Source organism: Bacillus sp. DX4.1, assembly GCF_030348195.1.
In the GTDB taxonomy this organism is placed as follows: domain Bacteria; phylum Bacillota; class Bacilli; order Bacillales; family Bacillaceae_G; genus Bacillus_A.
Genome location: NZ_JAUCFT010000008.1, coordinates 1,365,902 through 1,380,427, shown reverse-complemented (window position 1 = coordinate 1,380,427; position 14,526 = coordinate 1,365,902). Strand labels below are relative to the sequence as shown.

The following is a 14,526-nucleotide window of genomic DNA, read 5'->3' as shown; positions in this document are numbered from 1 at the left end:
TAAACTAAAAATGCAACCAACCTCGAAGACGTGATGCCTCTACAATTTTACGAACGCCTTCTATATACGCAGCAATTTTCATGTTTACACCGAAATGCTTCGACGTATTAAATACATTAGAAAAGCTAGATGTAATTTTCTCTTTTAAACATTGATCAACATATTGCTCTGTCCAGTAATATCCTTGGTTATTTTGGCACCATTCGAAATATGAGACGATAACGCCTCCAGAATTGGCTAAAATATCTGGAACAACTAAAATGTCCTTCTCCTCTAGAATTGTGATTGCATCTTTCGTTGTCGGACCATTTGCAGCTTCAATTACAATTTTACACCCGAGCCGCTCTGCATTATTTTTTGTAATAACTCCTCCAATGGCAGCTGGAATGAGTACATCACACTCTTTTTCTAGTAATTCTTGGTTAGGGATTGTTTTGCTAAAAAGATTCGATACTACACCAAAAGAATCTCGATTCTCTAACAAATAAGGAACATCTAAACCGTCTGGATTATAAATGCCACCTAAAGCATCAGACACTCCTACAACTTTCACACCAATATCATATAAATATTTTGCTAAATGACTTCCAACGTTACCAAATCCTTGAATGATTACCCGCATATTTTGAAGTGGAATATGTTTCAATTCACTTACTAATTGGAGCGTGTATAATACCCCTTTAGAAGTAGCTGTTTCTCGACCTTGTGATCCTCCAAGCATTAACGGCTTTCCAGTAATAAAACCCGGGGAATCAAATTCCCTAATATGATCATATTCATCCAGCATCCAAGCCATAATTTGAGCATTGGTATACATATCAGGAGCTGGAATATCTTTAGTAGGTCCAACAATTTGGCTCACTGCTCTTACATAACCACGGCTAAGTAGCTCTAATTCTCTGAAACTCATCTTCTGTGGATCACAAATAATCCCGCCCTTTGCCCCTCCATACGGAAGTCCTGTAACTCCGCACTTCAAACTCATCCAGCCCGCAAGTGCTTTTACTTCCTCTGCTGTGACATCTGGATGAAATCGAATACCACCTTTTGTTGGTCCTGCGGCATCATTATGCTGCGCACGATACCCTTGAAATACTTTTGTCGTCCCATCATCCATTCGAACTGGAATACTTACTTCTAAAAAGCGCATTGGCTTCTTAAGAAACTCGAATACTTCATCCGGATAACACAAAACATGGAGTGCTTCTTTTAATATAGCCTGAAATTCTTCTAAAGGATTTTCTAACTCAATCTTTTCCTGCATAGGTTGAGTTCCATTTTCTTTTTCTGACTTAACTGCCACAATAACACCTCATTTTTATATAGTTATTAGTGTTATAAAGCAATAATTGTGCCAACTGGAAATATATCATTCTACAACATTCCTTCAGCCTTTTCGATGTAACATGAATGCAATTCTCTTGCATTTCGTATGAATAGTTGAATCACTTATGCAATATTGCATAGTTCTTGCACCTCTAAAACCTGCAAACAAAAAAACACTGGAAAACCCAGTGTTTTTTTGTTTGTTATATTTCCTGTACTTCTTCAAAATGCATTTGCGGAGGGGCTGAACGAAACATGTTCGTAATATATAAAAGGTAACCAATTCCGACAACCGCCCAGCTAAGTCCAAGAACAAGTGAATGGATATTGAGGTTAAACCATAACACCGCCACTGTACCTGCTCCTAAAATAGGCATTACTAAGAAATTACAAAAGTCTTTTACCGTTTTATATCTTTTTTGTTTTATAACATAGTAAGCAATCACAGATAAATTGACAAAGGTAAACGCAATAAGCGCTCCAAAGTTAATAAGTGAAGCTGCCGTTTCCAAATCTATGAACATTGCCGATAACGAAATAATACCCACAAAAATAATATTGTAAACTGGGGTTCTCAAACGCGGATGAATATATCCAAATATCTTTTGAGGGATAACATTATCTCGTCCCATTACATACAATAGCCGTGACACACTCGTATGTGATGCTAATCCTGAAGCAATTGTCCCCATAAGCGTTCCTACTAAAAAGAAAGTTTGAAATAATTTTCCTCCTACATATAGTGCAATTTCCGGAGCCGCAGATTCTTGATCTTTAAAAACTGATGCATCTGGGAAAAAAGATTGTGTAAAATACGTAGTTGTAATGAATAACACACCACCAATTAAAGCGGTAAGAAAAATAGCTCGAGGAATCGTTTTCTTTGCATTTGGTGTTTCTTCTGAAAACGTCGTTACCGCATCAAATCCTAAAAATGAAAAACAAAGAATGGTAGCTCCAGCAACTAATGGCGATATTTGTATATCTGATTGAAAAAACGGCTGAATGGAAAAAACTTCTCCTGTTCCCTCTCCTGCTATTAGTCCTTTTATAACGAGAAAAACAAACACGACCATTACTAGCACTTGGAATATTACTAAGAACGTATTGAAATTGGCAGTAACATTCACGCTAATAATATTTATAAGCGTAATAAGCATTACAAAACCAACTACCCATAACCAAGCAGGCACATTAGGAAAAAGTGCAGACATATAAATTCTCGTTAATAGTGCATTCACCATCGGTAAAAATAAATAATCCAGTAATGCTGACCATCCAACAAGAAATCCAAGTCTTGCACTAATTGTCTTTTGTGTATAAGTGTAAGCCGAGCCCGCGGTAGGAAAAACTTTTACCATTTTGCCGTAGCTTGCAGCTGTAAATAGCATCCCCAATAATGCAATCAAATAAGCTCCTGGAACATGTCCGTCTGTTTTGTCAGAAACGATTCCAAATGTATCAAATCCTACCATTGGTGTCATATATCCTACTCCTAGCATAACAATTGACCAAAGTCCTAATGAACGTTTTAACTCAACTACTTTTCCTACTTTCCCCACTTATCATTCCTCCTACTTTATATACCTAATTTGCATGTAAAGATTGATAGTTTGATAGAAAACGCTTTCACAAAATGAAATCCGTTACACGTTTCATCCTAAAACCCCCTTATTATTCAAAATATTTATGCAATTTTTGAGCCAAAATTTCTTCAACTAAAAAAATCGATAAAATCGGCATATTTTAAATAGTATTGAGAAATTATAAATGGGTTATTTTCTATTTTTTCTTTTCCCTTTATTCATTTTGACATAACTTATTCAGTCTCTCATACTGTTTACATATGAATAGCACATATAAAATACAATTTTTCTTAGTAATGTTTCTTCACAAACTCAGAATTAGCTCCAACTTCTCTTTTCCTAGTCCACAAGCAATAATGCATATCTAAAAAAGACCTCAAAATAATAAAGTGAAACTTTAATCAGTGGGGGTTTTCTTCATCCCCCACTGATTATTAGCCCTCACCAATCGGGCTTTTACGGGCAGTTTATCCCCCACCTATCTTCTTTGTTTCTCTCTGAATCTTGAGGTGGGGGTATTACTGCCCGTTAATGCGTGATAAAAATAAAGTGCAAAAAAACACCTCATTAAAATCGAAACTTACGACTTTAATGAGGTGTTTTTCAATTATTATTCTATTCACTTTGAAGACAATCATCTAAACTTTAATCATACCTACAGCTAAAAATCAAAAATATGTATAATTCAATCATCCTATTATTTTACATTTTAACTTTTAAAATAAATGGCTGAATTAAATTTATTTTCGAATCATCTTGAAACGTTGGAGTAATTTTAAAATCGAATTCATTTGGTATATTTGGTAAAGTATAGAGGTTTGTTCCATCTACACTCGTATGAGGAGCTACAATTCCCCTTTGATCCCAATTTCCTTCAAATGAAGTCGGCATTTTACTTTTACCGTTTTGCTCAATTTTTGCACCAGGGGCACCAGCAGATACAGGTATGTCTGTAGTGTTATTGACTGTATATTTAACACGTACAATATCTTCGGCTTGTTCTACTGAATGCACAGTTACTATAACTCCATGTTGCTCTAAAGTTACACTACCAGAGGGTTTTTGATTATTACTTTGGTTATTATTATTATTGCTGTTCGAATTGCTATTGTTGTTTCCATTATTATTGCTATTGCTGCTTGAATTACTATTATTGTTATTTCCATTATTGTTACTATTACTGTTTGAATTGTTATTGTTATTTTCATTATTATTGCTATTACTGTTTGAATTACTATTATTGTTATTTTGTTTATCGTTTGCTTTATCTTCCTTACTGCTCACTTCTTCTTTTTTACCACCGAATACATCAGATATGCTACATGCCGATGTAGCTAATAATAAGCTTGTAGTTACAGCCGCCATTCCATACCATAATTTAAATACATTGGAATATTATCCCTTGTTCCTATTTTAATTTAACACACCGCTATAAAGTGGTCAATTTAATATATCCGAAAATAAATAATTTTATATACACATAAATAATAGACTGAATATAATAAGATTATGTAAACTGAATCATAATGAAAAAGACTGTCTTATAAAATTTATAAGACAGCCTTTTTCATTATTTCATATTAAATACTAAAAATTAAAGACAAAATCATCATCCAATAATTTTTCAACATTCATTGCTTTTACATAACCATTCCCTTTTACAGAGAAGAAATCATGGTTTTTCGTATCTGTACGTAAACCATTTAATACAATCGGGTTAATTTCTTCTTCTTCAAAGTGTGGTTCTAAGCCTAAATTCATAAGCCCTTTATTCGCATTATAACGAACGAAACGGTTCACATCTTCTACAAGGCCAATGGATGTATAAATTTCTTCTGTGTATGCTGTTTCAATTTCATACAGCTCCTCTAATAGATCCATCGTTTCCTTTTGTACTTCTTGTTGTTCTTCCGCAGAAAGCTTTGCAAAGATTTGCTGTGCTAAAATACCAACGAATACGCCGTGAATGGACTCGTCGCGTATGATTAAGTTAATAATTTCACCACTCGCAGTTAATTTCCCTTGTCCTGCTAAGTAAAGCGGATAGAAGAATCCACTATAGAACAAGTAACTTTCTAAGAACACACTTGCTACCATTGCCATGTACAGTTCTTTTTTCGTTACTTGCGGCTTTAATAAACGGCGATAGTAGCCTGTAATAATGCCTGCTTTTTTCTCAAGCAACGAATGGGTATCTACCCATTCAAAAATCTCATCAATTTCTTCTTCCGTTGCGAGTGTCGTAAAGATATGACTGTAACTTTTCGCATGTACTTCTTCCATTGCTCCCATGAAAGCTAGTACGCTTTTCGCCTGTAAGTTCTCAAGGTGAACAAGAACAAGTGGCATTCCTTCGCCACCTTGCTTTGTATCTAGAAGCGTTAAGCCACCTAGTACACGCTTATAAGCAATTTGTTCTTCCTTTGATAACTGCACCCAAGTATTTTTATCAGAAGATACAGCGATCTCTTCTTCTGTCCAAAATTGAGCGATGTTTTGCTTCCAAAACATTAAACTAAAATCATCTTCTTTTTTATTCCAGTTCACCGCGCGCATTGAATCGCCCCTTCTCTATATCATTAAACCGTTCTAACGTGCGGTAAAACTTCCATTTCGCAATGAAAATCTAACCGCACGTTAGAATCTTAAATTTTATAATTAAGCATGAGCAGGGTCAGAAAAACCCTGCTCATGGTGTCTTACTCTCTATTCTAGATGCTTCTCAGACAATTTGTGTACGAACACATCATCAAACTGTGCAGGCAACGCACTCTTCTACGCTTAACTTACGTGTTCTTGTATAATACAGACTCTTTAAGCCTTTTTTATGTGCATAAATATAATAGCGTGCTAACTCACGTGTAGAAATATCACTATTTACATAAAGGATTGTACTAATACCTTGGTCAATATGCTCTTGAATTTCTGCGATTAAATCAATCAGTTTAAACTGATTCATATCGTAAGAAGATTTATAATACCAGAATGTATCTTTTGATAAATACGGCATTGGATAGTATGTTGTTGCATTCGCATACGTTCTTGACTCAATTTGACTTACGATCGGCATTACGCTTGAAGTCGCATTTTGAACATAGCTGATCGATTGTGTCGGAGCGATTGCCAATCTATATGAGTTGTATAAACCATTTTTCTGTACTTGTTCTTTTAAACTTGTCCAATCTTCTTTTGTTGGAATATAGATTCCTTCAAATAACTGCTGTACTTTCTCAGTTACAGGACTGTAGTCTGTTGTTTCATACTTTTCAAAGTATGTGCCGTTTGCATAATCAGACTTATCGAAGTCTTTAAATGTTTCGCCCTTTTCTTTAGCAATTCCCATACTTTTTTCAATGGAGTAGTAATTTAACATCATAAAGAATGTACGAACAAATTCTTTCGCTTCTGCACTTTCATAAGCAATTTTATTTTTCGCTAAATATCCATGTAAGTTCATTGCACCAAGACCAACAGAGTGTAACTCATCATTCGCTTTTTTCACAGTCGGTGCATTCGGAATAACCGTCATATCAGAAACAGCTGTTAAAGCTTCCATCCCCGCATGAACTGCTTCACGAATTTCTTTATTCTCCATTAAGTTCACGATATTTAACGATCCTAAGTTACAGTTAATATCACGGCGGATAATGTCATCTGTGCCGTAATCATTGATTTCGGATGTTTCTTGTAACTGGAAGATTTCAGTCTCTAATGTTCGACTGAGGTCGCTACTCTCAGCCCGTTGCTTACGCAACTGCTATATGTCACCATACAGGACAGACTATATCATCACCTACAGCATAATCTGATTAGGTGCTCCGCTTTTCGAACGCCAATTGCTTGCGCCCTACTCCCATGTGGGATAGTCGTTAGGCTTTTACTTATCTTAGTCTTTCAGAAAGTCTCTTATTATTTTATGATGTTCTTCAATCTATGTCTTATACAAAATAATAAGATACCTTCTGAACCTAATACGCTTCATTCTAAGATAAGATTTAGCACGGTAGGTTACCTCAAATTGAGGCTTTCCCCGTTTAACGGAGTTTTCGACTAGCATTTCTACTAGAAGGTGCTAGATAATTAACACAAGTTAGACATCTTCACAGTTCCTATATCCTTTAACGGATGTTGCTTATTCGCATTTGATTTAAACATTAAGTATGGATAACCAGACTCAAGCTGGATCATTGCGATTTTAATAAGCATATCACGAGCACTAATATCAAGTGGTTTCTTCTTCACTTTCGGGTTGCTCATGAGTTCATCGTACATTTCATCAATATCGATATCATCTAAATGTTTTCCATACTCTTTATATACTGTATAAGGTGCAAAAACATAGAATGGTTCGTTTTTCTCCGCAAGCTCAAAGAACTTACTTGGAACGATAATTCCGATTGAAAGTGACTGAATACGGCTCTTTTCGTCGGCATTTATTTTTTTTGTATCGAGGAATTCAATAATATCCCAATGGAAAATATTCAAGTACACAGCTCCAGCACCTTTTCGTTGGCCAAGCTGATTCGCATATGAGAATGAATCCTCAAGCAATTTCATAACTGGTACAACACCGCTTGCTGCGTTGTCGATACCTTTAATTTGCTCACCACGTGCACGTAGTTTACTTAAGTTTAAAGCCACGCCACCGCCGATTTTTGATAACTGCATCGCCGTATTAATATTAAATCCGATCGAATTTAAGCTGTCATCCATCTCTAACAAGAAACAAGACACCATTTCGCCTCTTCTGCTTCTTCCTGCATTCAAAAAGGTTGGTGTCGCTGGTTGGTAGTTTTGTTTTACGATCATGCTTGCAAATTGTTTTGCTTTTTTAACATCGCCACGTCCTAAGTATAATGACACGATTGAAACGCGATCTTGGTAGCTTTCTAAGTATTGTTTTTGATCATCCGTTTTTAACGCATAATCTTTGTAGAATTTAGATGCTGCCATATAAGATTGGAACTCGAAGTTTTCACCGTATGCAACGTTGTATACTTCTTCTACTTCCTCCAACTTATATTCGTCTAGAACGTTGTAATAGTAATCGTGTTGCTTCATATACTCCATTCGCTCTGCCACGCTATTAAAATGAACGGTATTCTCTCTCGCCTCTTCCATAAAGACCTCTAATGCTTCTTTATCTTTATGCAGCTGATAGAAACCATCTTGCATTTGCGTGATTTCATTATTCAGTTCAATGTGTCGCAATCTCCCGCACCCTCTCTTTAAAAAATTCTACATCTTTATTTGTTCCAGATAACTCAAATTTTGATACAATAGGTACTTCATATCTGGATGAGATTTTATCTGCACTTGCACCGAACATATCTCCCCAGTTGCGATTGCCACTTGCAGATACGCCTTTTAAATTTGCATTATTGCGCTCTAAAAATTCTAAAACACGTTCCGGCACATTTCCAAAACCTGTTGTATACGTAATAAGAACAAAATCTTCGTCTAATATGAGGTCATCGTTAATTTGAACGGCCGGCATATTTAATTTGTGGATGAAACGCTTCACGTTTCCTGTCATAGAATCATATGCAACCAACATTTCCGACCCTCCCCTTCTATCTTTAATATCTCTATCTATTTTCATTTTCTCTACATATTGTATTACGTTTCAAAACAAGACACAAGATGTATGTATAAATTCTTTCTTTTTTTAACTTTTACTTTTCGACATGACAAGCCGTTTTTTTCAATACAAAGACTATGAAACAACATTCTAAAACTCATGTCAATAAAGTGCTTTTCGGAAAACTTGTCAACGAATTTAACCATATTTCCAAAAATGATAACAATATGTTTTGTCAAAAAACGATAAATGCTGGAGAAATATATTTCTCCAGCATCACACAAAAAAGAACAGACTTTAAAACGAAAGCTGTTCGAAACCGATTACACATCATTTATCCATAGAAAAGCACATAGGCTTTCTTTTCTTAATACACTATAAGAAAATATGATTACAATGAAAAAAGGAGAATGATTATGACACACCCATCTATTTGTTAGTGTTATGAAAAATTCAAGAAGAATTTACCTCCTAACACCAAAACGATTTGCTTAAAAGAGAAATGTGCTACATATTGCAAAAATATAGAGAATTACCGAAAAGAAAAAGACTGTTCTTATCTATTAACAATATTCAACACGTAAAATATCTTTTATAAATAAATGGTGGAAATTCTCATCTTTATCTTGAACTGTAAAAACCGGTGCTTCTTCATCAAAATATACAACTGTTCCCTCTACATTTTGATATGTATGCTGAAACTTTACCGATGCTCGAATTTTTGTTTCTTGCTCATATGCTACCTTTAATTTTTCTATCACGTCTTCCGCACGTTTACGTTTCTCCGGGAACATGACCATCCCTACAAATCTTCTTCCGGTTCCATCTTTCCACATGTAATCCCAATGCGGCAAAATACCTTGTTTAAATTCTCCCATAAATCCCCTCTCCTTTTTCATTCTATTAAGAACGCGGTGTTTCCATATATGTATAAATAATTTTTCCTCCGCGCTGTGCATTTCCACTAAAATGTTTAAAATCTTCTCGATTTACTAAAACGTCACGAAATGTATAAAATACATCCTCTGGTGCAACATACTCTTTTATCTCGCCATTTTTCAGTTGATCTAAAATTGTATTCGCTAATTGTTTATCCATGTATTTCACCTCTCTGCAATATTTCATTGTATCTTATCTTCTACAAGTCGACAATATTAAATTTCTGACATTTACAGCAACTATCATATACTAACATAGCAGTTCCCCCCCACCGAACTGCTGAAATAGCAGGTTTATCTTATACACTTTAACAAATTTCCGAATCATTGGTTGAAATTTTATTTTATGTTACAATAAGAATAGACAACTAGGAGGGATAGTAATGATTCGGAAAGCAACAAAGACAGATGCAAAAGCAATATCACCTTTATTGTACAATGCTCTGCACGAAATTGCTGAAAAAATGACAGGTGGCACAACTGAAATGGAAGTATTGGCAGGGCTTGAATCTTGGTTTTCAAAAAAAGGAAATCGACTTAGCTATGAGAACTGTTTCGTTGAAGAACAAGATGGAACAGCAGTTGGAATCATCGTAGCCTATCATGGCAGTGATGCAGAGCAACTGGATACTCCAATCATCAAACACTTACGAAAGAATCAACAGGATTCAACTATTACACTAGAAAAAGAAGCCGATCTTGATGAATATTACATTGATACATTATCTGTTTCAAAAGCATATGGCGGACAAGGTATTGGATCAAAACTAATTAAAGCAGCAGAAATTGCCGCATATGAAAAAGGCTATGAGAAAATTGCATTGCTTGTAAATTTAGAAAACAAACGAGCTTTCTCTTTATATAAAAAGCTTGGTTACCAAGAAGATAAAACAGTTATGCTTGTCGGAGAACCCTATGTTCATCTAGTAAAACCACTATATAAAAAAGCTTTCGTCTCTTAAAAAAAAGCACACGATTCTTTATTTGAATCGTGTGCTTTTATGTGAAATTGGTATTCAATACATTTCCGTTCATCGCTTTATGAAATGTATACTCTGTACAGCTCCATGGTTTCCTATGAAAAATGGGCGGTCCAGACCATCCTCTAGCCCGCAGTTCTGCACCAATCATCATATTAAAATAGCTATGCCCCACAAGTGCAACATGCGCATGTACCATCGCATAACCAACTAACGTATCTGCCGCTTGTTTCGCTCTTCCTTGTACTTCTCGGTATGATTCAACACCTTTAGAATATCCAATCATCCAAAATGTGCGCCCTAAAAAGGTCCATACTTCAGGCTTACATTTCACCCATTTAGGGAAAAGAAACCTAGACGGTACTTCTGCCTCTCGAAAAAGTGAGCTTTGTATAAAAGAAAGCGAATCTGTTAATTCCGCCGCTGACTGTACCGCTCTTTTTTGATCACTCGTTACGATGAGCTTTGCAGATTCAATCGCTTCGATCGTCTTAATTGGTATGTCAGTCCTTTTTACCACACCATTCAAATCATACTGCTTCATCCATTCATGAAACACTGGAGCTGTCATTGATTCTGTAACATGATTCGAGCGGCCGTGACGAATAAAAGAAATTTGCATTTTCTCCACTCTCCATTCAACGCTCATCACTTGTATTATTATGTGCTTTTTCTTATTGTCATCATACCACGGAGAAAGAGAAAGTCATACTCTTTACATATCCGCACCGCTACCATGATTTACGGAAGCGTGCACATCATCTAGCCCATCAAAATAAGTACTGGTTTCATGCATACGAATTATTTTTAATTGCTTATATGAAAATAAAAATAAAAGAATCGCCCCTACACTTCCAAAAATTTCAAACATCATTTTACCGCCCCTGATTTATTATACTCCTATATCTTGATATAATCATTTTTTATCATGATACCCTCACAGAATATAAAAATCATACATTTCTTATGAAAAATGTCTATTTTTTGAAAATTTCTCATGGAAACATTTACAAACAAGGGAATATAGTTCAAAATAAAGGGAAATAAAAAAAGAACAAACTTGTTCTTTTTCGCAAAACTGTAACAAGGAGAGTTGCTTATGAAAATCGCAGAAACTGGAGATATCATTGAATTTAAAGGTGGAATGCAAGGTCGCGTTCAAAAAGTAAATAAAAACTCTGTTATTGTTGATATAACAATTATGGAGAATTTTAGAGAACTAGATATGGAACCTCTTACAGTTGTAAATCATAAAAACTATACAGTTATTAATCAACATGCATAATATAATAGAAAAAAGGATCTGTATGCTACATACAGATCCTTTTTCATCAGCGATTATCTACTGTTTCAGGATATAGATCATGATTCATCATGCGATAATCTGCCATTTTTTCATACTTTGTGCCAGGGCGGCCATAGTTGCAATATGGATCAATAGAAATGCCACCACGTGGTGTGAATTTGCCCCATACTTCAATATAGCGTGGGTCCATCAATTTGATTAAGTCATTCATAATAACATTCATACAGTCTTCATGAAAATCCCCATGATTACGGAAACTAAATAAATATAACTTTAATGACTTACTTTCCACCATTTTTTGTTCCGGAATATAACTAATATAAATTGTCGCAAAATCCGGTTGTCCTGTTTTTGGACATAAACTTGTAAATTCAGGACAGTTAAATTTCACAAAATAATCACGGTTTGGATGATTATTATCAAATGTCTCTAAAATTTCTGGGCTATATTCAAATAAATATTTTGTATTTTGATTTCCAAGTAACGTTACATCTTTTAAATCTTCATCTAATCTTCCTGTCATTTTCAATGCATCCCTTCTATCCTATACTTCATGTACTCTATATTATGCTCGGATCTTTTCCAATCACCAAGTTCGTATTTCGCTTTATACCCCTCGTTTATTGCCCCAAACTAGCGCGTGAAGCTGGGGTAATACTTTTGCATCATTCATCTCTTTACAATGTACAGCTTTTTCAATGAGCCATTCATATTGTTGTAACAACCGCCCAATTAACATTGTATCGTCCGTTGTTTTTGTATCATCATTTCCAACTTGCAAGAAAAACGGCACATGTGGATAACGCACATGTGCTTTTATCGCATAATCAAAATCACGATCATCAAATACAACAACCTTTAAACTAAAATCTTTCCCTGTTAATCTTTCAATAACAGAATCTAACATCACAAAATCTGTTTTCATCTGTGAACTTGGCGGCTTTGGTGAGATTGTCACTTCATCAATATCAAGCAACCAATCCTGCCACTTGCTTCCTTGCGTCTCGATGGCTGTTCGAATCTGCTTTTCTTTTAATAAAGAAAGAAAAGCCTCCAGATTTTTTAGTAGCACTGGATTACCACCTGAAATTGTTACATGTGAAAAATTTTCACCACCAATTTCTACAAGTTCCTTCCAAATCTCTTCTGGAGTCATTTGACGAATTTGTTCTTTCGCTGATCCATCCCACGTAAAAGAAGAATCGCACCATGCACAGCTATAGTCGCAACCTGCTGTACGAATGAACATCGTCTTTTGACCAACAACCATTCCTTCACCTTGAATCGTCGGGCCAAAAATTTCTAAAACGGGAACTCTACTCACCGAGCATCCACTCCCGTCTTACTTCCGCGTAACTTGTTGGTGTTTCAAATAAACGAACAAATTCAACGCGTGCTCCTTTATATTCATTAGATCGAATCTCTTTTGTAAGTGCTTCTTCCATTTTTTCATAAATCCAAACGACCATATTTTCAGCCGTCGTATTCATTGCTGGTAATGTTTCATTTAAATAACGATGATCTAAATAAATTTCAATTTCATTTTTCCAAATTTCTTTTATATCACCAAAGTCAATGGCAAGCCCAATTTCATTTACATATCCACTAATTCCAAAAATAACTTTGTATGTGTGACCGTGTAAATTTTTACATTTCCCTTCATAACAGTGCAAATGATGCGCTGCGTCGAACGTAAATTCTTTGCTCACCATAACTCGTTTATTATGATATTTCAGTTGTTCACGCTTAATATCTTGATCAACTTTTTGTAAATTTTCTACGATACGAAATCCAAAAAAGTTCTGTTCCATTATACGTTCGCTCCTTCGCGTTCTTGTAGATACGTATCTAAACCTGCTCTGCGAAGTTTACACGCTGGGCACTCGCCACAACCATCACCAATTATTCCGTTATAGCACGTTAATGTTTTTTCTCTAACAAACTTAAATGCTCCAAGTTCATCTGACAATTTCCATGTTTCTGCTTTATCGATCCACATAAGTGGCGTATGAATTACAAACGGATAATCCATAGATAGATTTAATGTAACGTTTAACGATTTCACAAACACGTCACGGCAGTCTGGATAGCCGCTAAAATCAGTTTCGCATACGCCCGTTACAATATGACGTGCTCCAATTTGTTTTGCCAACACAGCCGCAAATGATAGGAACAGTAGATTTCGTCCATCTACAAATGTAGATGGTAACTCGCCTTCTTCGTGCGTAATCTCCATATCCGTTCTTGTTAACGCATTAGGAGCAAGCTGATTTAATAAACTCATATCAAGTACCGTATGCTTAATTCCTAACTCTTTGGCAATTTCAGCTGCACAATCAATTTCTAACTTATGACGTTGGTTATAATTAAACGTCACGGCCTCAACTTCTGCAAATTGCTGCATTGCCCAAAATAAACATGTTGTACTATCTTGACCACCACTAAAAACGACAACTGCTTTTTCTTTTTTCATCTCACTCATTCTCCTTCTCTTATAATAATAGGAAGAAAGAACGTTCTTGAACTGTCACAATTAAAAAAACAAAACAATACCTAAGGATATTGTTGTTTCCTTAGTTTTTTATAGAGGGAGTTCGCGAACCTCTCCCATGCCATGCATGGAATTTCTTCTTTCATTGTCAACACATATTGTAACATAATGTGTATAATGGCGAAAAATATCTAATTTTTCAGAAATTAGATATTCATTTTCTTACATTTTAATAGTATGATTATATTTACTTACCATTATGTATGCAAGTAGAGGGGAGGGCATGAAGCTGAAACTCTTTATCATTTACCTCTTTTT

Annotated in this window: 16 protein-coding genes, 1 pseudogene and 1 riboswitch; of the genes and pseudogenes, 2 read left to right on the top strand and 15 right to left on the bottom strand. The window is 35.3% G+C overall.

Features of this window, described 5'->3' with window-relative positions; translation table 11 throughout:
- Positions 1 to 4: 4 nt before the first annotated feature.
- The 9 genes and pseudogenes from QUF99_RS10000 to QUF99_RS09960 all read right to left on the bottom strand — a co-directional run bounded on the left by QUF99_RS10000 (position 5) and on the right by QUF99_RS09960 (position 9,591).
- Entirely contained in the window at positions 5 to 1,303 is a 1,299-nt protein-coding gene (locus QUF99_RS10000; protein WP_483298596.1) for a Glu/Leu/Phe/Val family dehydrogenase, read from the bottom strand.
- Between the two features lie 226 nt (positions 1,304 to 1,529).
- Positions 1,530 to 2,888 carry an APC family permease gene (locus QUF99_RS09995; protein ID WP_289369817.1) on the bottom strand — a complete coding sequence of 453 codons (1,359 nt, stop codon included), beginning with the start codon at positions 2,886 to 2,888 and terminating at the stop codon, positions 1,530 to 1,532.
- Positions 2,889 to 3,614: 726 nt separating this feature from the next.
- Positions 3,615 to 4,277 (bottom strand): hypothetical protein, encoded by a 663-nt coding sequence (locus QUF99_RS09990; protein WP_289369815.1) that lies wholly within the window; start codon positions 4,275 to 4,277, stop codon positions 3,615 to 3,617.
- Positions 4,278 to 4,499: 222 nt separating this feature from the next.
- Entirely contained in the window at positions 4,500 to 5,468 is a 969-nt protein-coding gene (nrdF, locus tag QUF99_RS09985) for a class 1b ribonucleoside-diphosphate reductase subunit beta (protein WP_289369814.1), read from the bottom strand.
- Between the two features lie 193 nt (positions 5,469 to 5,661).
- A complete protein-coding gene (locus tag QUF99_RS09980; RefSeq protein ID WP_353958393.1) occupies positions 5,662 to 6,666 on the bottom strand; it encodes a ribonucleotide reductase large subunit in 1,005 nt (334 codons plus the stop codon).
- A gap of 329 nt (positions 6,667 to 6,995) precedes the next feature.
- Positions 6,996 to 8,123 (bottom strand): annotated as a pseudogene (locus QUF99_RS09975) (ribonucleotide reductase N-terminal alpha domain-containing protein); the annotation flags it as partial.
- The gene (gene nrdI, locus QUF99_RS09970) at positions 8,110 to 8,469 is read right to left on the bottom strand and encodes a class Ib ribonucleoside-diphosphate reductase assembly flavoprotein NrdI (protein WP_286124098.1); all 360 of its coding nucleotides are present in this window, start codon (positions 8,467 to 8,469) and stop codon (positions 8,110 to 8,112) included. The pseudogene QUF99_RS09975 and the gene nrdI, both read right to left, overlap by 14 nt.
- Positions 8,470 to 9,056: 587 nt before the next feature.
- Positions 9,057 to 9,371: a hypothetical protein gene (locus QUF99_RS09965; protein ID WP_289369812.1), complete on the bottom strand. Its 315-nt coding sequence runs from the start codon at positions 9,369 to 9,371 to the stop codon at positions 9,057 to 9,059.
- Positions 9,372 to 9,396: 25 nt separating this feature from the next.
- The gene (locus QUF99_RS09960) at positions 9,397 to 9,591 is read right to left on the bottom strand and encodes an abortive phage infection protein (RefSeq protein ID WP_289369811.1); all 195 of its coding nucleotides are present in this window, start codon (positions 9,589 to 9,591) and stop codon (positions 9,397 to 9,399) included.
- Between the two features lie 223 nt (positions 9,592 to 9,814).
- Between QUF99_RS09960 and QUF99_RS09955 the strand changes: the two genes are divergently transcribed.
- Positions 9,815 to 10,393: a GNAT family N-acetyltransferase gene (locus QUF99_RS09955; RefSeq protein WP_289369810.1), complete on the top strand. Its 579-nt coding sequence runs from the start codon at positions 9,815 to 9,817 to the stop codon at positions 10,391 to 10,393.
- 37 nt (positions 10,394 to 10,430) lie between these two features.
- Here QUF99_RS09955 and QUF99_RS09950 read toward each other — a convergent pair whose 3' ends face one another.
- Both QUF99_RS09950 and QUF99_RS09945 read right to left on the bottom strand, forming a co-directional pair.
- Entirely contained in the window at positions 10,431 to 11,033 is a 603-nt protein-coding gene (locus QUF99_RS09950; protein ID WP_289369809.1) for a histidine phosphatase family protein, read from the bottom strand.
- 93 nt (positions 11,034 to 11,126) lie between these two features.
- Positions 11,127 to 11,285, bottom strand: coding sequence for a hypothetical protein (locus QUF99_RS09945; RefSeq protein ID WP_289369808.1), 159 nt, complete (start codon positions 11,283 to 11,285; stop codon positions 11,127 to 11,129).
- 225 nt (positions 11,286 to 11,510) lie between these two features.
- Between QUF99_RS09945 and QUF99_RS09940 the strand changes: the two genes are divergently transcribed.
- Complete coding sequence (locus tag QUF99_RS09940; RefSeq protein WP_000683952.1) at positions 11,511 to 11,696, top strand: YkvS family protein; 186 nt, start codon at positions 11,511 to 11,513, stop codon at positions 11,694 to 11,696.
- Positions 11,697 to 11,742: 46 nt separating this feature from the next.
- Here the strand turns inward: QUF99_RS09940 and queF are convergent, their stop codons facing one another.
- From queF to queC, 4 genes are all read right to left on the bottom strand, one after another.
- Positions 11,743 to 12,240, bottom strand: coding sequence for a preQ(1) synthase (gene queF / locus QUF99_RS09935; protein WP_286124092.1), 498 nt, complete (start codon positions 12,238 to 12,240; stop codon positions 11,743 to 11,745).
- An 84-nt stretch (positions 12,241 to 12,324) separates the two neighbouring features.
- Positions 12,325 to 13,041: a 7-carboxy-7-deazaguanine synthase QueE gene (gene queE / locus QUF99_RS09930; protein WP_289369807.1), complete on the bottom strand. Its 717-nt coding sequence runs from the start codon at positions 13,039 to 13,041 to the stop codon at positions 12,325 to 12,327.
- Positions 13,034 to 13,528 (bottom strand): 6-carboxytetrahydropterin synthase QueD, encoded by a 495-nt coding sequence (gene queD, locus QUF99_RS09925; RefSeq protein ID WP_289369805.1) that lies wholly within the window; start codon positions 13,526 to 13,528, stop codon positions 13,034 to 13,036. The genes queE and queD overlap by 8 nt, the downstream gene beginning before the upstream one ends.
- Entirely contained in the window at positions 13,528 to 14,199 is a 672-nt protein-coding gene (gene queC / locus QUF99_RS09920) for a 7-cyano-7-deazaguanine synthase QueC (RefSeq protein ID WP_289369804.1), read from the bottom strand. The genes queD and queC overlap by 1 nt, the downstream gene beginning before the upstream one ends.
- Positions 14,200 to 14,284: 85 nt before the next feature.
- Positions 14,285 to 14,328, bottom strand: a riboswitch (PreQ1 riboswitch).
- Positions 14,329 to 14,526 lie beyond the last annotated feature (198 nt).

Coding starts and splice junctions, on each gene's coding strand:
- QUF99_RS09990 (WP_289369815.1), bottom strand. CDS start 4,277: ATGGCGGCTGTAACTACAAGCTTATTATTAGCTACATCGGCATGTAGC.
- nrdF (WP_289369814.1), bottom strand. CDS start 5,468: ATGCGCGCGGTGAACTGGAATAAAAAAGAAGATGATTTTAGTTTAATG.
- nrdI (WP_286124098.1), bottom strand. CDS start 8,469: ATGTTGGTTGCATATGATTCTATGACAGGAAACGTGAAGCGTTTCATC.
- QUF99_RS09965 (WP_289369812.1), bottom strand. CDS start 9,371: ATGGGAGAATTTAAACAAGGTATTTTGCCGCATTGGGATTACATGTGG.
- QUF99_RS09960 (WP_289369811.1), bottom strand. CDS start 9,591: ATGGATAAACAATTAGCGAATACAATTTTAGATCAACTGAAAAATGGC.
- QUF99_RS09955 (WP_289369810.1), top strand. CDS start 9,815: ATGATTCGGAAAGCAACAAAGACAGATGCAAAAGCAATATCACCTTTA.
- QUF99_RS09950 (WP_289369809.1), bottom strand. CDS start 11,033: ATGCAAATTTCTTTTATTCGTCACGGCCGCTCGAATCATGTTACAGAA.
- QUF99_RS09945 (WP_289369808.1), bottom strand. CDS start 11,285: ATGATGTTTGAAATTTTTGGAAGTGTAGGGGCGATTCTTTTATTTTTA.
- QUF99_RS09940 (WP_000683952.1), top strand. CDS start 11,511: ATGAAAATCGCAGAAACTGGAGATATCATTGAATTTAAAGGTGGAATG.
- queF (WP_286124092.1), bottom strand. CDS start 12,240: ATGACAGGAAGATTAGATGAAGATTTAAAAGATGTAACGTTACTTGGA.
- queD (WP_289369805.1), bottom strand. CDS start 13,528: ATGGAACAGAACTTTTTTGGATTTCGTATCGTAGAAAATTTACAAAAA.
- queC (WP_289369804.1), bottom strand. CDS start 14,199: ATGAGTGAGATGAAAAAAGAAAAAGCAGTTGTCGTTTTTAGTGGTGGT.